Source organism: Brevibacterium siliguriense, from assembly GCF_900105315.1.
GTDB classification, from domain to species: domain Bacteria; phylum Actinomycetota; class Actinomycetes; order Actinomycetales; family Brevibacteriaceae; genus Brevibacterium; species Brevibacterium siliguriense.
This window is the reverse complement of record NZ_LT629766.1, coordinates 2,236,896-2,261,868: the sequence shown is the minus strand read 5'-3', so window position 1 is coordinate 2,261,868 and position 24,973 is coordinate 2,236,896. Positions and strand designations below refer to the sequence as shown.

Sequence of the window (24,973 nt, the reverse complement as noted above, 5' to 3'; positions counted from 1 at the left end):
CATCGCACCACGCGTGCCACCACCGAGGAGATCCCATGGACCCGTTCACCCTAGGCGCCGGATTCGGCTTCGGCGCGCTGCTCGTCGGCATCATCTTCGCCGTCGTGTGCAGCTCATTCGCAAAGGAGAAGGGCCGCTCGGGCGGCTGGTGGGGGCTGTGGGGCTTCCTCACGACGTTCGTCGCCCTCATCGCGCTCGTCCTCCTCCCCCGCCGCTCGGTCACCGCCGCAGGACGGTGACCGTCTCCAGGTGGGCAGTCAGTGGGAAGAGATCGAATCCGGTGAGGCTCTCGATCGCGAATCCCCCGCCCGTGAGCGCCGCGAGGTCCCGGGCGAGCGTGGCCGGGTCGCAGGACACGTAGACCAGGGTGCGTGCCGATGATCCGATGATCGCCGAGGTGGCTTTCCTCCCTGCGCCCGCCCGTGGCGGGTCGAGGATGATGACGTCCGAATCGGGCAGTCGGGCCCGATCGACGCTGAGTGCGAGGAACCGGGCCTCGAGATCAGCGGCGTTGTCTCGAGCATGCGCAACGGCCGCTTCCACGCCTTCGACCCCGAACAGGGGGGCGCCGGTGGCCCGGGCGGCGGAGATGCCGAGGAGTCCGACCCCGCAGTAGAGGTCGGTGATCGCATCGACGTCGGCAGGCAGCGCTTCGACGACTGCGGAGCTGAGCAGCCCGGCCGCGTCCCGGTGGACCTGCCAGAAGCCGTCGGCGCCGACCGTGAAGTCGCGGCCGTCGACCGTTTCGGTCAGGGTGCGGTCCCCGCGGAGCACTCGCAGTGCGAGAGCAGGCGCATGGGCGCGACCGCGCCCTCGGGGACGACCTCCGCGACCACGGCCACGGTTCTTGTCCGGTTCGGCCGCCTCGGCGAGGAGGGAGAAGGAGGTCGGCAGCCAGCACTCGATCTCGTCGAGGACCTGATCTGTGGGCCGACCACGAACGATGAGCGCACCGTGGTCGCCGGCCCATGCGAATTCGAGGCGGCGCACCCCGGGCACATGCAGTGTCGCGATGTCGAGGTCATGCAGGGCTCCGGCGGCCAGGGGCGGCGTGGTCACGGGGATGACCTCGTGTGATCTGGGTGCGAGCATTCCGGCTCGGCCCTCGTCGTCGACGGCCAGCTGCACACGCGTGCGCCAGTCCGTTCCATCGGTCTCTCCCGGTGCGGGAAGCACCTCGGCGTCAAAGTCGATATGGCCGATGCGTGAGAGCTGGTCGCGAAGCACTTCGGCTTTGAGCGTGCGGGAGTGGGCGAGGTCGACGTGCGCGAGCTCCATTCCGCCGAACCTGGCCGCACCGGTGGAGACATAGTCGAGGCGACGGTCGGGCACACGGCGGGCGGAGGCCTCGACCACCTCGGTGACGGTGGCCCGGAGGAACCGGGCGGGCGGTCCCGCCTCGGTGCGGACTCGGACCTTCTCACCGGGCAGAGCCCCGGAGACGAAGACGACCTGACCGTCGTGTCGGGCGATGGAGGTGCCGCCGGCCGCAGGTGCCTCGATGTCGAGGGTGAGGTCCTGGGCGGGAACCGAAGTGTCGCTCATGCGTGTTCTGGGCCTATCTGTACAGCGCGGTGTCGGAATCGGGTCCATCTCCGCCGTACTGTCGAGAGAAGGATTTCAGTCGCCAGGGCACGGAGACCACGACGACGTTGGGCACCAGCAGCAAGCGGGTGCGCAGTTTGAGCGCCACCTGGTTGTGCAGGATGTGCTCCCACCAGCGGCCGACGACGAACTGCGGGATGTAGACGATGACAAGGTCCCGCGGCGATCTGCGACGGATGGCGAGGATATGGGCGAGCATCGGGCGGACGAGTTCGCGGTACGGCGAGCCGAGCACGGTCAGCGGCACCGGCAGCTCCATCTCGTTCCACCGTTTCTGCAGAGCGGCCGCGGCCTCTTCGTCCACGGCCACGGTGACGGCTTCGAGCTGGCTCGACCGGGTGACTCGGGCATAGGACAGCGCCCGCATCGTCGGCTTGTCGATCTCGCTGACGACGACGATGGCGTGGGTGTTCGACGGGATAGTCCGTGAGTTCACGTCCGCATCCGGGGCGAGCTCGTGGGCCACGCGCGAATAGTGTCGGTGGATGGCCCCCATGACGAGGTAGAGCCCGGCCATGGCGACGACCGCCAGCCAGGCTCCGGCGAGGAACTTCGAGACGATGACGACGATGAGGACTCCGGCGGCGAGCACACAGCCGACGGTGTTGACGACCTGGTTGAAGTGCATGCGCACTCGGGTCTTCTGATCGATGACCAGGCGCAGACGTTTGCGCCAGTGCAGGACCATTCCCGCTTGGCCGAGGACGAAGCTGGCGAAGACACCGACGAGGTAGAGCTGGATAAGCACCGTCGCCGAGGCGGATGTGGCGATGACGAGGACGATCGCCGCGGCGGCCAGCAGCAGGATGCCGTTGGAGAAAGTGAGCCGGTCGCCCTTCGTCGCCAGCTGCCGCGGCAGGAATTCGTCGCGGGCCAGCCGTGAGGCCAGTCCGGGGAAGCCTTCGACCGCGGTGTTCGCCGCGGCGATGAGGACGAGCGCGGTGATGAGGACGACGATGAAGAACATCGCCGGCGCGTTGTCGAATATCGCGTGAGCGAGCTGCGCGAGGACCGGTTCCTGTTCGTATTCGGCGCTGATCGGGCTGCCGTCTGCGCGGACGAGGTAGAGATGCGGGTCGTCGACGTATTTGATGCCGGTCACCGACGCCAGATAGGTCAGGCCCGTGAGCATGAGGGCGGCGAGGAGTCCCGACAGCAGCAGAGTGTTGCCGGCGTTCTTGCCGCGCGGCTTCTGGAATGCGGGAACGGCTGTGGCCACGGTCTGCACACCGGCCAGGGCGACGGCTCCCGAGGAGAACGCGCGCAGGACGATGAGGACGGTGGCCAGACCGAGAGTCGCCTGGTCGCCGATGTTGCTGTGCACGATGGTGTAGTCCGCGGTCTGGGCGTGCGGAGTGTCGCCGAGCCCGACGCGGATGAGACCCACAGACATCGTGAGGAACACAGCACCGAGGAACAGATAGGTCGGCACGGCCAGCAGCATCGGGGTGGCGCGTGAGCCGCGCAGACCGGCGAAGCAGATGAGCAGGATGCCGACGATGGCAACGGGCACACGGTAGGGCGCGAGTGCCGGGAACGCCGTGGTGATATAGGCGGCGAAGACCGTCATCGACACGGCCAGGGTGAGCACATAGTCGACGAGGAGGGCCGCGGCCACGACGAGTCCGGCACCGGAGCCGAGGTTCTTCGATGCCACTTCATAGTCCCCGCCGCCCGAGGGGTAGGCCTTGACGTTGATGCGATAGCAGGCGACGATCACGAGGATGACGATGCCGACGGCCACACCGATCCAGGGGGCCACGGTCAGAGCCACGAGTGAGGTCAGTGACAGTGCCAGCAGGATCTCGTCGGGGCATAGGCCACCGATGAGAGCATGTCGGAGGCGAAGACGGGCATCGCGATGCGCTTCTTCAGCGCAGGCGCACGCCTGTCCTCACTGCGGAAGGGCCGTCCAACGAGTAGTCTTTTGACGGCATCAGAAAAACTGCTGGCCACGGCAACCAATGGTAGATCACTGCGGGAAGGATTACCCATGCACTTCGTGATTATGGGCTGCGGCCGAGTCGGGGCGTCCCTGGCCAAGGCCCTTGATGCGAATGGGCACTCCGTCGCCGTCGTCGACCGGGACCCGGACGCATTCCTCAAGCTCGGTCGGGATTTCAGCGGCTCGACGATCACGGGGGTCGGTTTCGACCGTGAGACCCTGTCCCAGGCGAAGACCTCCGAGGCCTTCGCCTTCGCTGCGGTCTCCAGCGGTGACAATTCGAATATCCTCGCCGCGCGTGTCGCCCGTGAGACCTTCGGGGTGAGCAACGTCGCCGCCCGCATCTACGATCCCGACAGGGCGCAGGTCTTCGAACGGCTCGGCATCCCCACCGTGCCCACCGTGCGGTGGACGGCCGAGCAGGTGATGCGCAAGCTCGTCCCGCAGGGGTCGATCACCGAATACCGTGAGCCCTCGGGCAACCTCGTCCTCGCCGAGGTGCATCTGGACCCGGGCTGGGTGGCGCGGCCGATCAAGGAGATCGAATCCCGGACCAAGGCTCGGGTCGCCTACGTCACCCGCCTGTCCGAGGGCATCGTCGCCCACGATGACCTGCTCCTCCAAGATGGGGATCTCGTTCATCTCATGGCTCCGGTCGACCGCCTCGGCGAGATCGAACGGATCCTCGATCAGCCCGTGCGAACCGTGGAGGAAGAAGAATGAGGGTCATCATCGCCGGGGCCGGTTCCGTGGGACGGTCGGTGGCCAGGGAGCTGCTGGACAAGGACCATTCGGTCCTGCTCATCGACCAGAGCAAGGAGGCGCTGGGGCACGAGCGCATTCCGGGCGCCGAATGGCTGCTCTCCGATGCCTGTGAGCTCGCCGGACTCGCCGAGGCGGGGCTGGAGGAGGCCGACGTCGTCGTGGCCGCAACCGGAGACGACAAGACCAACCTGGTGCTCTCCCTGCTCGCGAAGACCGAATTCGGGGTGCCGCGGACGGTGTCACGCGTAAACAATCCGAAGAACGAATGGCTCTTCGACGATAACTGGGGCGTCGATGTCGCAGTGTCCACTCCGCGCCTGATGACCGCGCTCGTCGAAGAGGCCGTGGAGGTCGGCGGACTCGTCCACCTCATGAGCTTCGAACGCGGTCAGGCGGGACTGCTCGAGTTCACGGTGCACGAGAATGCCGAGCTCGTCGCCGAGCGCGTCGGCGGGATCACCTTCCCGCTCGATACGGTGCTGGTGGCGATCATCCGCAATTCGCGGGCGTTCGCACCGAGCGCCGATGACGTCATCGAGGCCGGAGACGAACTGTTCTTCCTCTCCTCCCCCGATCAGGAGCCGGCGCTGCTCGCGCTGCTGCAGGAGACCGAGAAGACGGAAGAGAACTCCGACGGCTGAGACGCTTCAGCCGTTGAGACAGATCAGTTGAGACCGTGCGAACGGTCAGTCGTCCGAATCGTCGCGTGTCTGCAGGAGTTCGTAGACGGGGTTATGCGCGGTGAGCACACCGTCCTTGCCGCAGAATCGTCCTTCCAAAACGATGAGCGATCCGGGACGGATGCCGCTGATCTCTCGGCGCCCGAGGAATTGGGCGCGGGCTTCGCCGGTGCCGTCGGCCACGGTGATATCGAGCCTGGGGCTGTCGGCGCTGCACGACTGAGTCGTTGCCGAGACGACGCCGGCGATGCGTGAGGTCTTTCGGGCCTCCAGCTCTTCGACCGGGATGGCCCCGGGGATCTGACTGACCAGACGCAGGTCGGCCCGCGCCTCGGCATCACGGGATCCGAATTCACGCACGAGGCGGGGAATGAGGTTCCGCATCGCCGCTCAGCGGACCTCTGTGATCTCGGGACCGCGCTCGAAGGGGTTGAGCTCGTCCTCGTCCTTCTCCTCCGTCTTGTCCTGGTCGACCTGTGGGGCCGTCAGCGCGATGAGCTCACGAGGAGCCATGGCTTCCGCACCACGGTCGACGACGACTCCACGGAAGAGTGCGGAGAGTTCGGCACGCACTTCGTCGTCGGTCACGGCCTTGCCGGAGAACACGGCGCGGACGAACCACCGTGGCCCGTCGATGCCGGCGAAGCGCATGGAGCGTTTGCCGGGGCGACCGGATTCTGTCTTCGCCGGAACTTCGATGGCCAGTTCCTTGCCGAGCGAGGTGTGCAGTTCGGTCGATTCTCCGCCCTGTTTGGTCACGGACTCGGCGAGCTGACCGCGCACCGTGTTCCACAGACCTTCGGATCGTGGTGTCGCGAACGCCTGCAGCTGGATGCCTCCGCCGTCGTGGATGAGGGTCACAGCCAGCACGCGCTCGGAGTCGTCGTCCGTGTCCAGACGCACCTGCATTCCGTCGACGACGGGCACCTTGAGGGCACCGAGGTCGAGGCGGTCGTGTTCCGGATATTCCTCGGAGATGTCGAATGGGCCCTTCTCGGACCGGTCGAAGGGCGCGGATTTCTCCAGCAGCGCCTCTTCCTCATCGAGGTCATCGTCGGAGTCGGTCACATCGTCGGACTCATCCTCGTCGACATCGGCGTCGTCGTCGGCACGATCGGCCGCCTCGGTGTCGATGTCTGCATCCTGAGTGACGAGCTCTTCGTCGTCGGTGAACTCGTCATCGGCGCGGACCTCGTCATCAGTCGTCGGTGTGGATTTCTTGAACCGGGAGAACAGTCCCATGAGTCCTCACTTCTCCTTTTCGCTGAGGCCGGCGTCGACTCCGCCGGTGGATCCGAATCCGCCGACGCCGCGGGCGCTGTCATCAAGAGATTCGACGATGTCGAAGTCGGCGTGGGCGATCGATTGGATCACGAGTTGGGCGACGCGGTCGCCGCGGACGACGCGCAGCGGGGTCTTCGCATCGAGGTTGATCAGGGGCACCTTGATCTCGCCGCGATATCCGGCGTCGATGGTGCCAGGCGCGTTGACGACGGTGACCCCGTGCTTGCTCGACAGGCCCGAACGCGGGTGGACGAAAGCCGCATAGCCTTCGGGCAGGGCGATCGCGATTCCGGTCGGCACGACACGGCGCTCGAAAGGTTCGAGGACGAAATCGATCGTCGAACGCAGATCCGCCCCGGCATCGCCCGCATGCGCGTAGGCGGGGGCGCTCATGCCCGCGTCGAGGAGCTGGAGGTTGATCTTCACGGTTTCCGTCACAAAGATGCACTCTAACGCTCCAGCCTGAGCGTGGCCAAACTTCTCGCTATGGGACAATAGGGCCATGGCAACAACTCAATCCGGAACCCATGTGGTCTATCAGGAGAAGGTCCGCCCCTCGGTCGGCATGTGGATCCTCGTCGTGGTGGCCGCATTGTCGACGGCGCTCATGGTCATGCCCGTCTGGCAGCTCGGCACCATCATCCTTCCCATCGTCAGCTTCGTCCTCTTCGCCTGGTGGCTGAACTCGCTGACGCTGACGATCATCGTCACCGAACGTCAGCTGTTCGTGGGCGAAGCTCATATCGACCGCACATTCGTTCCGAGCGCGCAGGCCTTCGACGGCGAGGAGGCCCGCCAGGCCCGCGGCGTCGACCTCGACGCTCGCGCCTTCCTCAAGATCCGCCCGTGGGCGAAGTCCGTGGTCCGCATCGAGCTCGACGATGCTTCGGACCCTACCCCCTATTGGCTCGTGTCGAGCCGGCACCCTCACAAGCTGGCAGCTGCCCTCACCTCCTAAAACTCCCCCAATTACTACCTGACGGCGGCCCAGCAACCTTGCGCGAGGTTGCTGAGCCGCCGTCAGGTAGCAAGGAGAGAAAAACGGACCGCGCCCCAGTTGAGGGCGCGGTCCGTTTTCGTGAAGAGAAGCGATTCAGCCTGCACAGTCCGTGCAGATGGGGATCCCGCCTTCTTCAGTCGCAAGCTGCGAACGATGACGAACCAAGAAGCACTCCATGCAGGTGAACTCGTCGTTCTGCTTGGGCAGGACCCGAACGGAGAGCTCTTCGTTCGACAAGTCCGCACCGGGAAGCTCGAAGCCTTCGGCTACTGCAGTCTCGTCTTCGTCGATCTTGCTCGCCTGAGCCTGGGAACGCTGGGCCTTGAGCTGCTCGATCGAATCGCTTTTGATCTCATCGTCTTGCTTGCGAGGTGCGTCGTAGTCTGTTGCCATATGGCCTCATCGCTCTCTGTCCGGAGGGGGGTGCCGAAGAGGAGCATATTCTCCTCTTCCGAGATGTGTCCCCAGCATTGTGCACTGTATGCTTGCCGTTGGCAAGATGGAATGAACACCTGATGCGGTGATTCTCGTCACCAGCTTGTCTGCATGGACAGAGCACACATAGAGTTCACGAAGTGCTCTGCAAGAATGCTTGTGATGGACAGCACCGACAGCATGCTCTGTCGGTAGATTACCGGGTTCGTCCCCAGTGGAGGAGCCCGAGGAAGGACGGATCCACAATGAGTGAATTCGCTGATCAGCTCGACACCAGAATCGATGATGTCCGTCATCGCATTCACGAAGCCCGGTCTGCCGGTGACGACTTCCTCGTCGAAAATCTCATCGACGATCTGCAGAACCTCATGGAACTCGCTGGCCGCAACGATGTCGACACCGGCCCCATCGCCGAGGTGATCCAGGCCGAGACGGGTGCCCTGCCGGTCATCCCGAGCCCCGAGGAACTCTGAGAGATCACACAGAGAAGAACCCTCCCCCACCGATTCGGTGAGGGAGGGTTCTTTCGTCTGACTCAGTTCCGAAACTCAGTTCGCCACGGCCCAGTTCGGATAGGTCGCACGTTCGATACGACCGCGACAGCAGTCGATGCTGCAGGCGCCGCTGCCGGGCACGAGCGCCTTGGTGCCGGCAATCGCCGGTGATTCGACGTCGTCTCCGCGCAGCTGTGCCGCGCGCTCCTCGACGAGGTCGACGAGGCCCTTGACGAATGCATCGTGGGTGCCGACGGTGGCCACCCGAGTGAAGTCGAGACCGAGCTCTCCGGCGGTCTCCCTCGCCTCGGTGTCGAGATCGAAGGCGACCTCCATATGGTCGGAGATGAAACCGATGGGCGCGAGCACGACGCCGGTCACCCCCTCCTCGGCGAGTTCGGTCATCCGATCGTTGACATCGGGTTCGAGCCACGGAACCTCGGGCGAACCCGATCGCGAGCAGTAGACGAGCTCGGCCGGAACACGGTCGGCCTCGTCGATGCGCCCCATGAGGTGGTCGATGAGCTCTTCGTGCTGGGCGCGGTAGCCGTTGGTGGTGACCGCCGAGGCGTCCTGCATGACGTTCGGGATCGAATGGGTGACGAAGAGGATCCGGTGCTTGGCCGAGTCGATCTGTCCCACCTTCGCGCGGAAGTCGGCGAGGCCCTGGTTCAGGCAGTCTGCACAGGCGTCGGCGTATCCGGGGTGGTTGTAGAACTGTCGGATCTTGTCGATCGAGACGGTGAGACCTTCGCCCTTGAGCGTGTCGATCGTCTTCGCGAAGTCCTCACGGTATTGACGGCACGACGAGTAGGACGAGTAGGCGGACGTGTCGATCGCGAGGAACCGTGTGGCTCCGTCCTTGGCCAGACTGCGGACCTCATCGGTGAGATAGGGATCCCAATTGCGGTTGCCCCAGATCAGTGGGGTGTCGATTCCGCGGCGATCGAACTCGGCGCGCAGCGCGGCCAGCAGCGCCTTGTTCTGATCGTTGATCGGAGACTTGCCTCCGAAGCCGAAATAGTGCTCCCCCACCTCCTCGAGCCGTTCCTCGGGAATCCCGCGGCCGGCAGTGACGTTGCGAAGGAACGGAACCACTTCTTCTGGGGCCTCCGGTCCGCCGAATGACATGAGGACCAGGGCGTCGATGGGTGCAGTCGTATTCACAGTTTCGATCTTACAGACTGCACCTCAGCAAAGCCCGCTGTCCGCACAGTGAGCCGTACCCACTCACGGTGCAGACACCGACCGGGCAGGCGCTCGGTCCCATGTCGCGGACATTCGTGTCCGGTCTCACACATGCCTCACAGATTCACCCCGCCGGCAGTCGATCCGGCCCGTGATTTCGCGACTCGCGCGGAAATCTGCCCGGCACGACGCGCCGAACGTGACACGATGCTTCTGAGACGCGACAAAGGAGCTTAAGGCAATGCGTGAACTGATCTTGAACGGAGTCAACGCAGACGGAACCCATCTGCTGTTGAACGACGAGAACGGGCTTCAGTACCGAGTCGTCCTCGATGAGGCTCTCATCGCCGCGGTCCGCAGAGACCGCTCCCAACCCAAGACCGAGACTTCCGTGCGCCCGAAAGAGATCCAGGCCATGATCCGCGGCGGCATGGACGCCGAGGAGGTCGTGGCCGCCACCGGTGCCGACATCGAATACGTGCGCACCTATGAGGGCCCGGCGATGGCCGAACGCGAACGCACCGCCTACCTCGCCAGCCGTCACCCCATCTACTCCGACCACGATCCCAACGGGGAACCCACTCCGCTCATCGAGCTGTGCCAGGAACGTCTCGCGATGCGCGATGTCGACATCGAGACGATGAAGTGGGATTCCTGGAAGCAGCAGGACGGCAACTGGTACATCCAGCTCAGCTTCACTGCCGCCGATCGTGTCCGCACCGCCAGCTGGCACTACTACCGCCGGTCGCTCACCCCGATCGATGATGAGGCGAAGTGGCTCGCCGATTCCGGCCCCACCGACACCGGACCGATCCCGAACTACGGCAGCGGTGCCGAACGTCAGAGGAACACCGAGGAGGTCGACGTCCTCCCGCGTACCGATGAGTCGTCCGCGTCGATCGCCACGGACGGACCGGTCCGCCCCACCGCCGGTTCGGTTCCGTCGCAGCAGGCTCGCGATCACCAGGCCGAGACCGGCCGGATCCTGGAGAACCTCCGCAAGCGTCGCCACACCGAGGAGGAGCCGCGGACCCGTCTGCGTGCGGTCACCGAGGATCCCGAGACTCACCCGCAGGGCGCGCACACCGCTCCCGGCCAGCCGGAAGCCGCCACCGATGACGAGGTCTTCGCCTTCGAGGATGCTGCGCCATCTGCTGAGGAGCCGCAGGAGCCGACGGAGAAAGTCGGTGTCTTCGACGATGAGAATCAGCTCTCGCTGCTCAATGAGCCTGGGGTGAGCGATCACTCCGATCAGTTCAAGGATTCGGCGAAGGATTCGAAACCGAAGTCGAAGAAGAACTCGCGAGCCTCGATCCCGAGCTGGGACGAGATCATGTTCGGCTCGAAGCGGGACTGACCTCAGACTCTCGAACGCTCGCCCTCGGCAGCCCCTGTGTCGACCCCCGGAACCCTTGAGCCGGACTCGGGGAACTGTGTGCCGAGGTCGACGACCTCATCGCCGTCCGTGATCAGTCGCCTGTCGTGAGTGACCATGACGACCGTCCGGTCGCGCAGGTTCCCGCGCAGATCCTCGATGAGCAGACGTGCTGTCTCATCGTCCAAGTGTGCCGTCGGTTCGTCGAGGACGATCACATCGGCCCCGGTCAGAAGGGTTCTCGCCACCGCCAATCGCTGTCGCTGACCGCCGGAGATCTCCGTCCCGCGATCGCCGACCCACCGTTCGAGTCCCTGTGTGTCGGCCCAGTCGCTCAGCCCTGCGGCTCTCAGCGCGGACATCATCTCGTCGTCTCCGGGAGCCGATCGCTGGGCGAGTGCGAGGTTGCCGCGCACTGTCGAGCGGAAGACGTGTGCTTCCTGAGGGCACCAGGCGATTCGGCCCACCAGGTCCTCAGGTGAGCGTGTGAGCATATCGTGGCCGGTCCCGTTCCGGTCGCGGGCGTGGTAGCTGCCGGACCAGGGGTCGAGGAACCGCAGGAGCACGCTCAGGCTCGTCGTCTTGCCGGTTCCGCTGTCGCCGCACAGCACTGTCCATCCGCCGCGTTCGGCTCTCAGGTCGATTCCTGAAATGACGGCTTGGTCGTCCCATCCGACGGTGATCTTGTCGAACTCGAGAGCTTCGACTCCGACGAGTCCGTCTCCGACAGCCAAGCTGGCGTTCGAGCTGCGGGCCGAGACCTCGTTATCGTCGGCCGTCGTTTCGGCTTCGAACGTCGACAGCGCCGACACCTCGACGCCGGGCTCGCCCGCAGTGTCCGATTCGGGCCCACTGTTCGGATCGGGAAGGCAGTCCAGTGCCGCGCCCAGGCCGGGCAGCTGGCGGAATGCATCGAGTGCCGAAGCGAACACTTCGCCCAGTCCCAGTGCCATGAGGGAGAGCACGGCGACGATCTCGGTCGGAGCGTCCGTGATCGTCGCCAGGATCGCTGCGGTGGTGAACGTGCTCAGCTGCAGCCACAGCTGGGCGAACCCGAAATTGCGGGCGGACGCCTTCTGATTCGCCTCGAGGTCGGACTCCAGACCGTCCAACAGGCCGAGGACCGTGGAGTCGGCCCGGTTCGTGCGCAGATCGTCCTTCGCGTGCAGAGCGCGAGTGAGCACGGACAGGATCCGGTTGCGGTCTTCTCTCATCCCCAACGCGAGGCGGCTTTCGGCCCGGATGACGAGGATCGGGACGATGACGAGGTTGATAGCCCCCAGAAGGACGAACCATCCCAGTGAACTCACGTCGAGGAGAGCCGCGGTGATGCTCACGCCGATGACGACCAAAGAGGATACGAGCGGCGGGAACAGAGTCCGGGGCACCAGGTCGCGGACGTCGTCGGCGTCGGCGACCATGGCGCGCAGTGCCGAGTCCGAGGTCAGCAGACGCCGATCGCTCATGCCGACGCGTTCGAAGTGCTCCCACAACCGGGTGCGCAGTCTCGTGAGTGCGGCAAAGATCGCCGAATGGAGCTTCAATCGGCTGGCATAGAGAAGCACAGACCGGCTGAGGCCGAAGAAGCGCACACCGACGATGGCGACCATGAGCAGCATGATCGGCGGCTGGTAGGAAGCTTCGACGATGAGCCATGCGGAGACCGCAGTCAGTGCAATGGCCGCAAGGCTCGAAGCGCAGGCGGTGAGGGCGGCCACCAGCATGGTCGGGGTGAACAGCGGAAGGCTCGAGTTGAGGATCGACCAGCGACGACGCAGCGCTACCGCCCAGGACTCCGCCCCGGGCAGGCGCTTCTCGACACCGGACCGCTGCCACCCGTCCGCGAGCTGCATCCTACCGGCAACCGGCCGCTCCTCGGCCCCTGACCGATATTTCGACTCGCTTCCGGAACCCGTCCGGGCTTCCGACCCGGAAGCGTCATCCCATCTGACTGCAGCCGGGGTCTCAGCAGCGTCGGTCCCGCTCTGACCTGCTGCCGTGGTTTCATTCGAAGCCGCTGGATCGGCAATCTCGACCATCGCGGTCTGGGATTTCTCCGGGCGGATCTCCGTGTCGGCCAGAGCACGGACCCGTTCGTCATGGCTGGCAAGGATCACCCGGTGGGTGGCGGCCGCCTCGGCGATCATTTCGATGACGATATCGGCATTGTCCGCATCGAGGTGGGCGGTCGGCTCGTCGAGGACGAGCACATCGGCCCCGTCACCGAGGCGGTGCTGCACGCGCACCAGTGCCAGTCGGCGCTGCTGGCCGGGGCTCAGCGCCGCCGTCTGCACTCGCAGGTCGGTGGGCAGTCCGGCAGCCTGCAGGGCCGTCCGCGCTCGATCGTCGTCGAGTCCGAAGAGGGACAGCTCGGCACCGATGGTCTCAGAGAACATGCGTGGAGCCTGCGGCACATAGGCTGCGCTCACCGGATCGACGGTGGTGTGCGCGTCTGCCGACAGACTGTCGACGAGCGCACTGAGCACTGTGGTCTTGCCGGTCCCCGACCTGCCGCTGATCGTCGTCACGCCCGGCCAAGTGTCGATGGCGCCCGACCAGGTGATGAGTGTGCCGTCAGCATAGAGAACCCGCTGTTCCTCCGGCCGGCAGGAGGTATCGAACGCGTGCTCCCCCGCCGCCGGCACCCCCGCCGTCGTCGACTGAGCGGCAGACTGTGTCTCCACGACTGACGACCGTGGTTCCACGTCCGCCTGCGTCTCCGACAGCAGCATCCGGGCTCTCTCCCGGGCTTCGCGACCGTTCTCACTCGCGTGGTATCCGGCTCCGAGTTCCCGCAGAGGGATGAAGCATTCGGGCGCGATGAGCAGGACCAACAGGCCATCGCCCAGCTCCATCGTCCCGTTGACCAGGCGCAGACCGATGACCACGGCGACGAGCGCCACCGAGATCGTGGCGATGAGTTCGAGGGCCAGACTGGAGAGGAACGCGATGCGCAGAGTTGTGAGGTTCGCCTGATGGTAGCACTCCCCCAGTTCCCGCAGCCGGCGCGCATGATCGCGTGAACGCCCGAGCCCGATGAGAACGGGAAGGCCCTCGGCGAGTTCGGCCAGGTGATCCGAGAGCTGCTCCAGAGCCGCCATCGTCTCCGAAGTCGACTCTGCCGTATAGCGGCCGATGAGCACCATGAACATCGGCACCAGCGGCAGGCACACCGCGATGATGACCGCCGAGAGCACATCGCTGAAGACGATGCGCACCAGCAGCACGACGGGCACCACGGCGGCTGCGGTCAGGCCCGGCACTACGGTGCTGAAATAGTCGTCGAGATCGTCGATACCGCGGGTGACCGTGACCGCCGCATTCGTCCGCGGGCGACCCCGACCGCGCAGCAGACCCGTAAGGATCGAGCGACGCAGTCGCTGTTTCGATTCGGATGCCAGACTGGTGCCCAGACTGCGGTCGAGCCAGAGACCGCCGCCGCGCAGCAGCGCACCGAGGGCTCCGAGGACCACCCACAGTCCGGGAGCACTGTGGCCGATGATCGCTTTCACCAGGGCTTCGGCGATGAGGACGATGCCCACCGACCGGCACAGGGCGGAGAGCACGGACAGCGCCAGCCCTCGCCGGCCGGTCGGCAGCTCGAGCAGGATCGACAGAGGCGAGCTCACGAATGGATCGCCACCGGCAGCTTGTGCGCTTCGGGAATGTGGGTCTCTGCAATGCGGCCGAGGAACATCCGGTAGCTGAAGATCTGGTAGGCGATGATGATCGGCAGGATCACGACCGTCACGATGAGCATGACGTTCAAGGTGTAGTCCGATGAGGATGCTGCGTCGATCGTCAGCGAGTTCGCCGGGTCGATCGTCGAGGGCAGCACGTTCGGGAAAGCTCCGACGAAGACCGCGACCAGTCCTGCGATGAGGTAGATCCCGTGCAGGATGAATGCGCGCTTCTCGGCACCGGCACGGACCGCGAAGTACGAGACGATCAGCGCGGCAAGCGCGATGAGCACCGGGACGACGAGCCAGGTCCGCTGCGTGATCGAGTAGGCGAACCAGATGAGGAACGGAACCGCGGCCGGCAGCATGGTCCGACCGGCCCAGCGCCGCGTTCGCACCCGGACCTCGCCTTCAGTCTTGAGACCGAGGAAGATGAGCCCGTGAGCCAAGGAGAACCCGAGTCCGCCGAGGCCGCCGACGAGCGCCGGCCACGACATCCAAGCGAAGGCTCCGCCGACCATGTCGCCATGGCCATTGAGCGGCAGTCCGATGGTCGTCAGTGCGAGCATCGCACCGATGCAGAAGGCAGTCCCGGCCGACCCCACGGCCAGAGCCCAGGTCCAGAAGGACTTCCACCTCTGCGAATGGCCCTTTCCGCGGTATTCGATAGCCACCGCACGGAAGATCAGTGAGAGCAGGCAGATTGTCAGCGGAATGTAGAGCGCGGAGAACAGTGAGGCGTACCAGTGCGGGAAGGCGGCGAACATCGCTCCTGCCGCGGTGATCAGCCAGACTTCGTTGCCTTCCCAGACCGGGCCGATCGAGTTGAGCAGAACGCGTTTGCTGCGTTCGCTGCGGCTGATGAAGGGCATCATCATGCCCACGCCGAGGTCGAAGCCGTCGAGGAACAGGTAACCCATCCAGAGCACGACGATGAGGACGAACCAGATAGTGGCGAGGATTTCCATCGTGACCTTCCCTCAGTACGCGAACGACAGGACGTCGTCGCCGTTGTCGGTGATCGTGGGCTTCGTATTCGTCTGGTCGAGTTCGGGCATCGCCGAGGCGACTCCTCCCTTGACGTACTTCGTGATCAATCGCAGTTCGACGAACATCAGAATTCCGTAGACGCTGGCGAGGCTGATCAGGGAGAACAGCAGCATCGCCGGTGTCACCTCGGGTGATAGTGCCGCTTGGGTGTACATATACACCCCGTCGAGCTGTGCCGGGTTCGGTGCGACGACGAAGGGCTGACGCCCCATCTCAGTGAAGATCCAACCGGCCGAGTTCGCGAGGAACGGTGCCGTGATCGCCAGGACGAATCCGCGGCTGAGCCATTTCGATTCGGGCACCGTGCCCTTGCGGGCCAGCCACAGCCCGATGGCACAGACTCCGGCGGCCAGGGCGCCGAAGCCGATCATCATGCGGAAGCCCCAGTAGGTGACGATCATGATCGGCTGATAGTCGATCGGTTCGCCGGCGTGTTCGCCGTACCGCGGGTCGTCGGGGATATGAGTGCCGTATCGCTCCTGATATTCGGGCAGCAGAGTCGTCACACCATGAACAGGGGTGTCGAAGTCGCCATTGGCCAGGAACGACAGGAGACCAGGGATCTCGAAGATGTTCTGCACTCCATCACAGTCGTTCGACGAGGGATCGGCGATCGTGAGCACGGAGAATTGGGTGCCATCGTGGCAGGCCGCCTCGGCGGAGGCCATCTTCATGGGCTGCTGATCGAACATCAGTTTCGCCTGGACGTCACCGGTGATCGAGACCCCAGCGAAGGCGAGGACCCCGACGATCGCGCCGATGCGCAGGGACTTGATCCACACCGCGTGGTCCGTCTTGTCCCGTCCGGGAAGCTCCTTCGACTCGCCGACGATGACCTTGCCGTCGGCCCCGACGGTGTCGATTCCGGCTTTGCGCCGGTGATAGAGGTGGTACCAGGAGATGCCGAGGAGGAAGGATCCGCCAACGGCGAGGGCGCCGAAGATCGTATGTGTGAAAGCCGCGATGGCCGTGTTGTTGCCGAGCACCGCCCAGACGTCGGTCATCACGGGTCGGCCGTCGACCATTTCGACGCCGACGGGATGCTGCATCCAGGAGTTCGCAACGATGATGAAGTAGGCCGAGAGCCAGGTGCCGATGACGGCCAACCACAGTGAGCCGAGGTGAACCGCTCGGGGCAGTCGGCCCCAACCGAAGATCCACAGGCCGAGGAACGTCGATTCGAGGAAGAAGGCCAGCAGAGCCTCCAGCGCCAAGGGGGCGCCGAAGACGTCGCCGACGAAGCGGGAGTATTCGCTCCACGCCATGCCGAACTGGAATTCCTGGACCAGGCCGGTGGCCACGCCCATGATGAAGTTGATGAGGAAGAGCTTGCCGAAGAACTTCGTGCTCCGCAGATACACCTCATTGCCGGTGCGGTGGTAGATCGTCTGCAGGATCGCCACGAGCATGCCTAGTCCCAGGGTCAACGGCACCATCCAGAAGTGGTAGACCGTTGTGATTCCGAATTGCCACCGTCCGATGAGGACCGGGTCCAGCTCCATGGGTGCTCCATTCAGTTTCACGCGAGCATTGTTTCTACGACACGTAGAATTCTACGTGACGTAGAAACTCCGCCCGAACGATTTCATCATTCAAGACTCCCGGTACCAAGTATGCGCTCGGACCAGGACGCCTGACCAGGGTCGCCGCTGGATCGAAGCCCTGGTGTCCGTGTGGAATTCGACAGACCGTAGAGATATACTGGTGCGATCAGGCCGACAAAGAAATTGAGGGCGAAAGAACTGTGGGAACACTGGGTGAACTCGAACGCAGCGTGATGGACGCCATCTGGGTCCACGACGACGGGTTGAGCGCCGCCGAACTCCGCGAGGTCCTCTCGGACCGCGAGCTCGCGCTGACAACGGTCCATACGGTCCTGTCTCGACTCGAGAAGAAGGGCTTCGTCACTCGCGATCGCAGCATCCGTCCGCACCGCTATGTCGCGGTCTCGACCCGTGAAGATCACGTGGCGGAGCTGATGACCGAGATGCTGTCTCAGGCACCGGATCGTCAGGCTGTCCTCGCTCGCTTCCTCGGCACTGTTTCGGAGGCCGATACCAAGGCGCTGCGCAATCTGCTCGGGCGCAATCACTCGACGCAGTCCTGACCCAGGCCGGTCACCTCAATGACCATCGTGGGAATCATTCTGGCCGTGCTGGCTTTTCTGCTGGCATGGCCTATTCCTGCGGCACTCGCTCGTTTCCGCGGTGACCCGATCTCCGAGGTCGTCCTCTGGCAGGCCGTCGGACTCTCCGGTGGACTCTCGCTCATCGGCGCCGCCCTCGCCTTCGCCGTCGCCCCGGGCACGACGAGCCTCCCCCAAGGCCTCTTCGATCTCATACGGGGCAAAGACCACACTCAGCTGTCGCTGTTGGCGTGGATCTTCCTGGTCATCGCAGTGCTTCTCATCGGCCGACTGCTCGGCTGCCTGGTCCTGACGCTCTATTCGGCGCGGCAGACCCGCCTGCGCCATGACGAGATCCTGCATCTGCTCAGCGAACCATCGGTCGCGTACCCCGACACCCGCATCATCACCACCGATGAGGCCGTCGCCTATTGTCTGCCCAAAGGACCGCGGAAGGGCACTGCGGTCCTGTCCACGGGTCTGCTCAAGGCTCTCGACGAGAATGAGCGCACCGCTGTCATCGCCCATGAGCGGGCGCATCTGGATTTCCGGCACGATGTGCTCGTCATTCCCTTTGCCGCATGGCATCGGGCGCTGCCCTACTTCTCGGCCACGGCTATCGGGTTGAATTCGGTGAATCGGCTCATCGAGCTCATGGCCGATGATCAGGCGCGCGACCATGTCGATCCGCAGACCCTGGCTCAGGCGGTGAGTTCGGCCGCAGCCATCAGCCCCGAGCACCGCAGCGATCTCTCCGCCCTGCGCATCCAGCGCCTGTCACATCCCTTGGATCCGGCGCGGATCCCGGTGCGGCTGATGTCGATCGGACTGGCCGTTCTGCTTCTGCTTCTGCCGACTCTGCTCATCGTCACACCGTCCGCATTCGGCATCTGAGCCCGGGCCGATGAACGGCCCGGGCTCAGAAGTCGGTGCTGGCCGAATCAGATCAGTCGGTGCTGACTCGGTCTCGTCGATCTCAGCTATCGATGCGTTCGGCGTCGAGGACGGCGGCACCGGAGACGATGAATTCCTTGCGCGGCCCGACCGATGATCCCATGAGGAGTTCGAAGGTGTTCTCCGCCATCTCTGCATCGGCCATCGTCACCCGACGCAGGGTGCGCATGTTCGGGTCCATGGTCGTCTCGGCCAGCTGATCGGCATCCATCTCGCCGAGGCCCTTGTACCGCTGGATGGGTTCCTTGTACGTCTTCTTCTGCTTCTCGAGCTTCTTCAGCAGGGCATGAAGCTCGGCTTCGGTGTAGGTGTAGATGATGTCGTTGGGCGTTCCGCGCTTCGTCACGACTTCCACCCGGTGCAGCGGCGGCACTGCGGCGAAGACGCGACCGGCTTCGACCAGTGGTTTCATGTACCGGAAGAACAGCGTCAGGAGCAGAGTGCGGATATGGGCGCCGTCGACATCGGCATCGGTCATGATGATGACTCGTCCATAACGGGCGGCATCGATATCGAAGCTGCGACCGGAGCCGGCTCCGATGACCTGGATGAGCGCCGAGCATTCGACGTTGGCGAGCATGTCGGACAGAGTCGCCTTCTGCACGTTGAGGATCTTCCCGCGGATGGGGAACAGCGCCTGGTGGTCGGAGTTGCGGGCGGCTTTCGCCGTGCCCATCGCCGAGTCGCCCTCGACGATGAACAGCTCCGTGTTCTCCACTCCGTTGTCACGGCAGTCGTAGAGCTTCGCCGGCAGCGAGGATGCTTCCAACGCGGTCTTGCGCCGTTGGTTTTCCTTGTGGGTGCGGGCGGAGATACGCGACTTCATCTCCGCCACGACCTTCTCCATGAGCACCGCGGCCTGCTGCTTCTCGGCACGCTTGGTCGAGGCGAGCACCTCGCCGAGCTGAGCCTCGACGGTCTTCGCCACGATCTGACGAACTGCCGCTGTGCCGAGGACCTCCTTGGTCTGTCCCTCGAACTGTGGTTCGGCCAGCTGCACGGTGACGACGGCCGTGATGCCGGCGAGCACATCGTCCTTCTCAAGTTTGTCCTTGCCGACCTTGAGCTTGCGCGCATTGGCGTCGACGGCCTTGCGCATTGCCTTCAGGCAGGCCTGTTCGAACCCGGAAAGGTGCGTGCCGCCCTGTGGTGTGGCGACCACGTTGACGAAGGACTTCAGCTTCGTGTCGTAGCCGGTCCCCCAGCGCAGCGCGATATCGACGCCGACCGCACGTTCGACTTCCTTGGACTCGAGGTGGCCCGAGGAGTTGAGAACCGGGACGGTCTCCTTGAAGGTGCCGGTGTTCTGCAGGCGCCAGGTGTCGGTGATCGGCGGGTCGATGGAGAGGTGATCGACGAATTCGGTGATTCCGCCGTCGAACTTGAAGACCTCTTCGCGCCCCTCGATGACGGCACCGGTCTCGTCGCGAGCGACTCCACGCCGGTCGACGATGCGCAGCTCGAGGCCGGGCACGAGGAAGGCGGTCTGACGAGCGCGTTCGACCAGATGCTGGTAGTCGAACTGGGCCTTGGCGAGGAAGATCTGCGGATCGGCCCAGTACTGGACACGGGTGCCCGTTGCGCCGCGCTTGGCCTTGCCGACCATGTCGAGGCCGGTCGGTTCCTGGAACGCCTCGAAGGGGTTGTCCGGGCTCGGGGTGCCGGAGGAGTCATCGAAGCGTCCGGGCACGCCTCGGCGGAAGGACATCTTGTGCACCTTCGATCCGCGGGTGACTTCGACGTCGAGGCGAGCGGACAGGGCGTTGACGACCGAAGCGCCGACACCGTGCAGCCCACCCGAAGCGGCGTAGGAGGAGCCGCCGAACTTGCCGCCGGCGTGGAGCTTGGTCATGACGACCTCGACGCCGGTCAGACCGGTCTTCGGTTCGATGTCGACGGGGATGCCGCGACCCTTGTCGGTGACGGCCACCGATCCGTCGGCGGCGAGCTCGATGAGGATCTCGGATCCGTGACCGCCGAGGGCCTCGTCGACGCTGTTGTCGATGACCTCCCACAGACAGTGCATGAGACCACGGGAATCGGTCGTGCCGATGTACATGCCGGGCCGCTTGCGAACCGCTTCAAGACCGGACAGGACGGACAGGTGCCTGGCGCCGTAGCTTTCGTCTTCCACACATTTCCTCTCGTTCGATTAAATTCTAATCGCTGGGCGCTCAGGACCCTATTCCCTGCGGCTCGTGTCGGGAATCCATCCGGACGCACGCGGCCATGGGCAGTCCGAAGCTGAAACAATGGAGTCATGCGTCATCGCCTCCTCGTACCCAGCCTGCTCGCTTCTGTCGCACTCTGCCTGCCCGGTCTGGCGGCCTGTTCCCAGAACTCGGGTGCCCCCGGACGGACGACTCAGGCGGCCGAGACCACCGGCCAGTCGCAGTCTGCCGGCCACGACGCAGACGGAGGGAAAGACGCGAAGTCCGGGACCGCCTCGGCGACGGCGGACGATAAGGATCTGAAGGGGAAGGTCATCGCGGTCGATCCCGGACACAACGGCGGCAATGCGAAGCATCCGGACGAGATCAACCGGCAGGTGCCGGACGGACGCGGCGGGACGAAGGCATGCAATACCACGGGCGCCTCGACGAACTCCGACTATCCGGAAGCCGATTTCACGTGGGCAGTGTCGAAGAAGCTGGAGAAGTCCCTGACCGATGCCGGAGCCGAGGTCGTGCTCAGTCGCAAGGACAACAAGGGCGTCGGACCGTGTGTGGACGAGCGCGGAAAATTCGCCGACGATGCCGACCTGCTCGTGAGCATCCACGCCAACGGCAGCGAGTCGAGTTCGGTGAAGGGCTTCCACATCATCGTCGCCGATCCCGGCGAGGACGAGAAGACGGAGAAGGCGTCTGTGGACCTGGCGAAGTCTGTGGGTGGTTCGATGGGTGAGGAGTTCACCCCGAACAAGGCCTATGGAAAGGATGCAATCAGCCGGCGCCCGGACCTGGCCGGTCTGAATAATGCGTCGGTTCCCGCCGTCATCGTCGAATGCGGAGAGATGCGCAATCAGTCCGAAGCCGAGCTCATGGAATCGAAGGAGGGTCAGAAGAAGTACGCCGACGCCCTGTTCGACGGCATCGTCGACTGGTTCTGATCCGGCAATGCCGAGCCGGCAATGCCGAGCCGGGAATGACGAACGCCCCCGGGAAATCCCCAGGGGCGTTCGCTTATCTCGGCTCGAGAATACCTCGAGACGAGACTCAGTCGAGGTAGTCGCGCAGCACCTGCGAGCGGGACGGGTGGCGCAGCTTGGCCATCGTCTTCGACTCGATCTGGCGGATGCGCTCACGGGTGACGCCGTAGACCTTTCCGATCTCGTCGAGGGTCTTCGGCTGGCCGTCGTTGAGTCCGAAGCGCATGGACACCACTCCGGCTTCACGCTCCGAAAGCGTGTCGAGCACGGAGTGCAGCTGCTCCTGGAGGAGGGTGAAGCTCACCGAGTCCGAGGGCACAACGGCTTCGGAGTCCTCGATGAGGTCGCCGAACTCCGAGTCGCCGTCTTCACCCAGCGGGGTGTGCAGCGAGATGGGTTCGCGGCCGTACTTCTGGACCTCGACGACACGCTCGGGTGTCATATCGAGTTCCTTCGCGAGCTCTTCAGGGGTCGGTTCGCGACCGAGGTCCTGCAGCATCTGACGCTGCACACGGGCGAGCTTGTTGATGACCTCGACCATGTGCACCGGGATGCGGATCGTGCGAGCCTGATCGGCCATCGCACGGGTGATGGCCTGGCGGATCCACCAGGTGGCGTAGGTCGAGAACTTGAAGCCCTTCGTGTAGTCGAACTTCTCGACAGCGCGGATGAGGCCGAGGTTGCCTTCCTGGATGAGGTCGAGGAAGAGCATTCCGCGGCCGGTGTAGCGCTTGGCCAGAGACACGACGAGTCGGAGGTTGGCCTCCAACAGATGGTTCTTCGCGATGCGACCGTCGTGGATGATCCACTTGTAGTCCATCGTTTCGCGTGGGTCGGTGACCTCTCCGCAGTCGAGCAGGTGCTCGGCGTACATTCCGGCTTCGATGCGCTTGGCGAGGTCGACTTCCTCGGCGGCGTTGAGCAGCGCCACCTTGCCGATCTGCTTGAGGTAGTCCTTGACCGGGTCCGCGGTCGCGCCGGCGGAGACGACCTGCTGGGCGGGCGCATCCTCTTCGTCGGCGTCGGAGACGATGAAGCCTCCGGCCTCGGCCACGGCCGCGTTCTTCTCCTTCTCCTCCGAGTTCTTCGTCTCGGTCGCCTCGGCGGGGCTCTCCTCTGTGGCCAGAGCGTCCGCTGCCGATTCGACCTCCTCAGTGGTGTCGATATCGTCGTCGGCCTTCTTCGCCTTCTTGGCTTCCTTAGCCTCTTTGGCCTCCTTGGCGACGGTGGCCCTCGTCGTAGACTTATTCGACGCAGCGGTCGACTTCGTTGCTGTCGTCTTCTTCGACGCAGCCGTCTCGGACTTTGCGGCAGTCGACTTCGCGGGCGCTGTCTTCTTGGCTCCGGCAGCGGTCGTCTTCTTCGCAGTGGACTTCGACGCCGCAGTGGTCTTGGTTCCACCGGTCGAGGTCGTGCCGGCCGTTCCCTCCGACTTCTCCGTCACCGTTGTGGATTCCTTGTCGACTCTGGGCACGTGTTCACCTTTCGCGAGCGTTGAAACTTCCCCATGCATTCGGACAGTACTAAGACCCAAGTCAAGTGGTCCGCGTGCGGTCCGGGGCGAACGCACAGTTCGCCCATCGTGCAATGACTGGGTCAACGCTTAATTTTCTCACGTTATTCCCCGCTTTGCGAATCGGCCGGGCAAGACTCCGCGGCTGTGCCGCCGGTCAGTCCTTGAGAACAAAAGGACCTGCAAAGCTGTTCCCGTCTGATTTCCTCCTTTCGCTTTCCCCTCGCCGAGGCGGCCGACCGTCCCAGCCGATCCGTCAGTGACGGAACCGGGCCCACGGTGACAGCGTCGATCACAGCGATCCGCTCAGATGGTCGAACTCTGAGTCTCCGTCAGCCAGCGGGGCAGGCATCCCATATTCACCGCACTGACGATGAGTTCGGCCAATCCGTGTTCGGCTTCGAGTTCGATGGCGGCGCGCGCATAGTTCAGCGCCATCGTCGATCCGCCCAGCGACCATTCGAACCAGGCGATGACGGCATAGGTGTTCGCTCTCGCCCGGGGGTGGCCGACCCGCAGATAGTCCTTGAGCAAGGCGATGGTGAGCATAATGTCTCGCGGCCGCGGGGCACGCGGAGAGAGCCCGACCAGCTGCTGAGCGGCCGTGGCTCGGGAGACGATGCGGCGGCTCATCGTGCAGAGTTCGTCTCCGTCGAGTTCCCTGATGAGGCTGGGCGGGAAGTCGGGGTGATCGAAGCTGAGGATCATCTCGAGTGCGTCGCGTGACCAGAGCTCTACGAGCAGTGTGTCGAGGGCCATCACGGTCGGCAGGTCCATCAGATCGTGGATGCGTGCCTCGTCGATCGCCTCCTCCTCGTGCCGCATCGCGTCCAGGCGCGGGTAGACGTCGGCGAGGATCGCAAACGCCTCGTCCGTGCCCATCCACTCGTCGGCGTGTCCGCGACGACTGTCGGCGAAGGCCCCGGCGGGCATCGGAGAGATGACGAGATCCTCCGGGTCGGTGACGGGGTTGGAACCGCCGGCGACGAGTTCAGTGGCACACGCCGAGGTGGTTGCCTCGATCAGCGGTGTGCAGTCATAGCCGTCCTCGTCGATGCGTCCGAAGTGGTCCTGATTGACCCACCATGCGCTGAGAGTGTCAACGCTCCTGGCGGCGAACGTCAGAGCCAGCTCATCGATCGCCGCCCGGATGAGACCACGGTGGACCTCGGCGTACTCGGCGTCGGCACCGGGGCCGAAGGCGCTGACCGGCTGATAGTCGTCATCGTAGAGGACGAGGAAGACTCCGGTGACAGTGCAGGCGCGCATGATGAGGTCGGCGTACCAGCTGCCGCCTTCGGACAGCGTCTGCGCCGCGCTCTCCCTGTCGAAGTCGATGCGCATCGTCGTCGAACTGGTCTGGGCCCCGTTGTTCTCGGTGCCGACGACGACGGCGACGAGACTGCGACGCGGGGTGTATCCGAGAGTGTGAGGGATGATCCCGATGATGTCCTCGGGTGTGCGGGCCGGTGTCTTCACTGCGTCCTCCTGTGTCGGTTCGGGACCTGCCGGTTATCGGGGTTCCCGTAGCTGGGGCGGCTCCCGTGGCTGGGGTCAGGCCCATTCCTCGGGTGGGCTTCCTATCTGGGTCCCACTCCAACCGGTCCGGGGCCGTTCCTCCAGGCTTCGATCAGCGCCTGTGGAACGGACTCAACCGTCCACAGCGCAACGGTGGTCGAGTCATCACCGTCTTCCCCACGAGAATCCGAGTCGAATTGCCTCTGTCGCCTCA

Annotated in this window: 22 protein-coding genes; 9 read left to right on the top strand and 13 right to left on the bottom strand. The window is 64.5% G+C overall.

All coding sequences use genetic code 11. From position 1 onward, the window contains the following. Positions 1–35: 35 nt before the first annotated feature. The gene (locus BLU88_RS09975) at positions 36–239 is read left to right on the top strand and encodes a hypothetical protein (protein ID WP_092013145.1); all 204 of its coding nucleotides are present in this window, start codon (positions 36–38) and stop codon (positions 237–239) included. Here BLU88_RS09975 and BLU88_RS09970 read toward each other — a convergent pair. Both BLU88_RS09970 and BLU88_RS09965 read right to left on the bottom strand, forming a co-directional pair. Further along, the gene (locus tag BLU88_RS09970; protein ID WP_092013142.1) at positions 220–1,545 is read right to left on the bottom strand and encodes a class I SAM-dependent RNA methyltransferase; all 1,326 of its coding nucleotides are present in this window, start codon (positions 1,543–1,545) and stop codon (positions 220–222) included. The two genes, BLU88_RS09975 and BLU88_RS09970, sit on opposite strands and share 20 nt — an antisense overlap. Positions 1,546–1,558: 13 nt before the next feature. Then, the gene (locus BLU88_RS09965) at positions 1,559–3,379 is read right to left on the bottom strand and encodes an APC family permease (RefSeq protein ID WP_331712431.1); all 1,821 of its coding nucleotides are present in this window, start codon (positions 3,377–3,379) and stop codon (positions 1,559–1,561) included. Between the two features lie 219 nt (positions 3,380–3,598). Between BLU88_RS09965 and BLU88_RS09960 the strand changes: the two genes are divergently transcribed. After that, the gene (locus BLU88_RS09960; protein ID WP_092013139.1) at positions 3,599–4,273 is read left to right on the top strand and encodes a potassium channel family protein; all 675 of its coding nucleotides are present in this window, start codon (positions 3,599–3,601) and stop codon (positions 4,271–4,273) included. After that, the gene (locus BLU88_RS09955; RefSeq protein WP_092013136.1) at positions 4,270–4,956 is read left to right on the top strand and encodes a potassium channel family protein; all 687 of its coding nucleotides are present in this window, start codon (positions 4,270–4,272) and stop codon (positions 4,954–4,956) included. The genes BLU88_RS09960 and BLU88_RS09955 overlap by 4 nt, the downstream gene beginning before the upstream one ends. Positions 4,957–5,001: 45 nt before the next feature. Here BLU88_RS09955 and BLU88_RS09950 read toward each other — a convergent pair whose 3' ends face one another. The 3 genes from BLU88_RS09950 to dut are packed head-to-tail and all read right to left on the bottom strand — an operon-like array spanning position 5,002 to position 6,717. Then, the gene (locus BLU88_RS09950; RefSeq protein ID WP_092013133.1) at positions 5,002–5,379 is read right to left on the bottom strand and encodes an OB-fold nucleic acid binding domain-containing protein; all 378 of its coding nucleotides are present in this window, start codon (positions 5,377–5,379) and stop codon (positions 5,002–5,004) included. Positions 5,380–5,385: 6 nt separating this feature from the next. Then, on the bottom strand, positions 5,386–6,237 hold the full coding sequence (locus BLU88_RS09945) for a DUF3710 domain-containing protein (RefSeq protein WP_092013130.1): 852 nt from the start codon (positions 6,235–6,237) through the stop codon (positions 5,386–5,388). A 6-nt stretch (positions 6,238–6,243) separates the two neighbouring features. Beyond that, entirely contained in the window at positions 6,244–6,717 is a 474-nt protein-coding gene (dut, locus tag BLU88_RS09940) for a dUTP diphosphatase (RefSeq protein ID WP_197678126.1), read from the bottom strand. A 64-nt stretch (positions 6,718–6,781) separates the two neighbouring features. On the opposite strand from dut, the gene BLU88_RS09935 reads away from it, so the two are divergent. Beyond that, on the top strand, positions 6,782–7,237 hold the full coding sequence (locus BLU88_RS09935) for a DUF3093 domain-containing protein (RefSeq protein ID WP_092013125.1): 456 nt from the start codon (positions 6,782–6,784) through the stop codon (positions 7,235–7,237). A 135-nt stretch (positions 7,238–7,372) separates the two neighbouring features. On the opposite strand, the gene BLU88_RS09930 is transcribed toward BLU88_RS09935, so the two are convergent. Further along, the gene (locus tag BLU88_RS09930) at positions 7,373–7,672 is read right to left on the bottom strand and encodes a DUF4193 domain-containing protein (RefSeq protein WP_039210296.1); all 300 of its coding nucleotides are present in this window, start codon (positions 7,670–7,672) and stop codon (positions 7,373–7,375) included. Positions 7,673–7,959: 287 nt separating this feature from the next. Between BLU88_RS09930 and BLU88_RS09925 the strand changes: the two genes are divergently transcribed. Next, positions 7,960–8,187, top strand: a complete 228-nt coding sequence (locus BLU88_RS09925; RefSeq protein ID WP_092013122.1) for a hypothetical protein — start codon at positions 7,960–7,962, stop codon at positions 8,185–8,187. 75 nt (positions 8,188–8,262) lie between these two features. Here the strand turns inward: BLU88_RS09925 and BLU88_RS09920 are convergent, their stop codons facing one another. Continuing rightward, complete coding sequence (locus tag BLU88_RS09920) at positions 8,263–9,375, bottom strand: ferrochelatase (protein WP_092013119.1); 1,113 nt, start codon at positions 9,373–9,375, stop codon at positions 8,263–8,265. A gap of 262 nt (positions 9,376–9,637) precedes the next feature. Here BLU88_RS09920 and sepH point away from each other — a divergent pair, with 262 nt between their 5' ends. Next, a complete protein-coding gene (gene sepH / locus BLU88_RS09915; RefSeq protein ID WP_092013117.1) occupies positions 9,638–10,753 on the top strand; it encodes a septation protein SepH in 1,116 nt (371 codons plus the stop codon). Between the two features lie 2 nt (positions 10,754–10,755). Here sepH and cydC read toward each other — a convergent pair whose 3' ends face one another. From cydC to BLU88_RS09900, 3 genes are read right to left on the bottom strand one after another with little or no spacing between them, the layout of a single operon-like run. After that, positions 10,756–14,400: a thiol reductant ABC exporter subunit CydC gene (cydC, locus tag BLU88_RS09910; protein WP_092013114.1), complete on the bottom strand. Its 3,645-nt coding sequence runs from the start codon at positions 14,398–14,400 to the stop codon at positions 10,756–10,758. After that, positions 14,397–15,419: a cytochrome d ubiquinol oxidase subunit II gene (cydB, locus tag BLU88_RS09905; protein WP_092013112.1), complete on the bottom strand. Its 1,023-nt coding sequence runs from the start codon at positions 15,417–15,419 to the stop codon at positions 14,397–14,399. The genes cydC and cydB overlap by 4 nt, the downstream gene beginning before the upstream one ends. A gap of 12 nt (positions 15,420–15,431) precedes the next feature. Continuing rightward, positions 15,432–16,997: a cytochrome ubiquinol oxidase subunit I gene (locus BLU88_RS09900; protein ID WP_092017394.1), complete on the bottom strand. Its 1,566-nt coding sequence runs from the start codon at positions 16,995–16,997 to the stop codon at positions 15,432–15,434. 248 nt (positions 16,998–17,245) lie between these two features. On the opposite strand from BLU88_RS09900, the gene BLU88_RS09895 reads away from it, so the two are divergent. Together BLU88_RS09895 and BLU88_RS09890 are read left to right on the top strand one after the other, a co-directional pair. Next, positions 17,246–17,608, top strand: coding sequence for a BlaI/MecI/CopY family transcriptional regulator (locus BLU88_RS09895; RefSeq protein ID WP_092013109.1), 363 nt, complete (start codon positions 17,246–17,248; stop codon positions 17,606–17,608). Between the two features lie 18 nt (positions 17,609–17,626). After that, the gene (locus BLU88_RS09890) at positions 17,627–18,520 is read left to right on the top strand and encodes a M56 family metallopeptidase (RefSeq protein WP_092013106.1); all 894 of its coding nucleotides are present in this window, start codon (positions 17,627–17,629) and stop codon (positions 18,518–18,520) included. 82 nt (positions 18,521–18,602) lie between these two features. Here the strand turns inward: BLU88_RS09890 and BLU88_RS09885 are convergent, their stop codons facing one another. After that, positions 18,603–20,714, bottom strand: a complete 2,112-nt coding sequence (locus BLU88_RS09885) for a DNA gyrase/topoisomerase IV subunit B (RefSeq protein ID WP_092013103.1) — start codon at positions 20,712–20,714, stop codon at positions 18,603–18,605. 126 nt (positions 20,715–20,840) lie between these two features. Between BLU88_RS09885 and BLU88_RS09880 the strand changes: the two genes are divergently transcribed. Beyond that, on the top strand, positions 20,841–21,689 hold the full coding sequence (locus BLU88_RS09880; RefSeq protein ID WP_092013100.1) for an N-acetylmuramoyl-L-alanine amidase: 849 nt from the start codon (positions 20,841–20,843) through the stop codon (positions 21,687–21,689). Between the two features lie 106 nt (positions 21,690–21,795). On the opposite strand, the gene BLU88_RS09875 is transcribed toward BLU88_RS09880, so the two are convergent. Together BLU88_RS09875 and BLU88_RS09870 are read right to left on the bottom strand one after the other, a co-directional pair. Further along, positions 21,796–23,241 (bottom strand): RNA polymerase sigma factor, encoded by a 1,446-nt coding sequence (locus BLU88_RS09875; RefSeq protein ID WP_407922828.1) that lies wholly within the window; start codon positions 23,239–23,241, stop codon positions 21,796–21,798. A 306-nt stretch (positions 23,242–23,547) separates the two neighbouring features. Then, on the bottom strand, positions 23,548–24,720 hold the full coding sequence (locus BLU88_RS09870; RefSeq protein ID WP_092013094.1) for a DUF4192 family protein: 1,173 nt from the start codon (positions 24,718–24,720) through the stop codon (positions 23,548–23,550). Positions 24,721–24,973 lie beyond the last annotated feature (253 nt).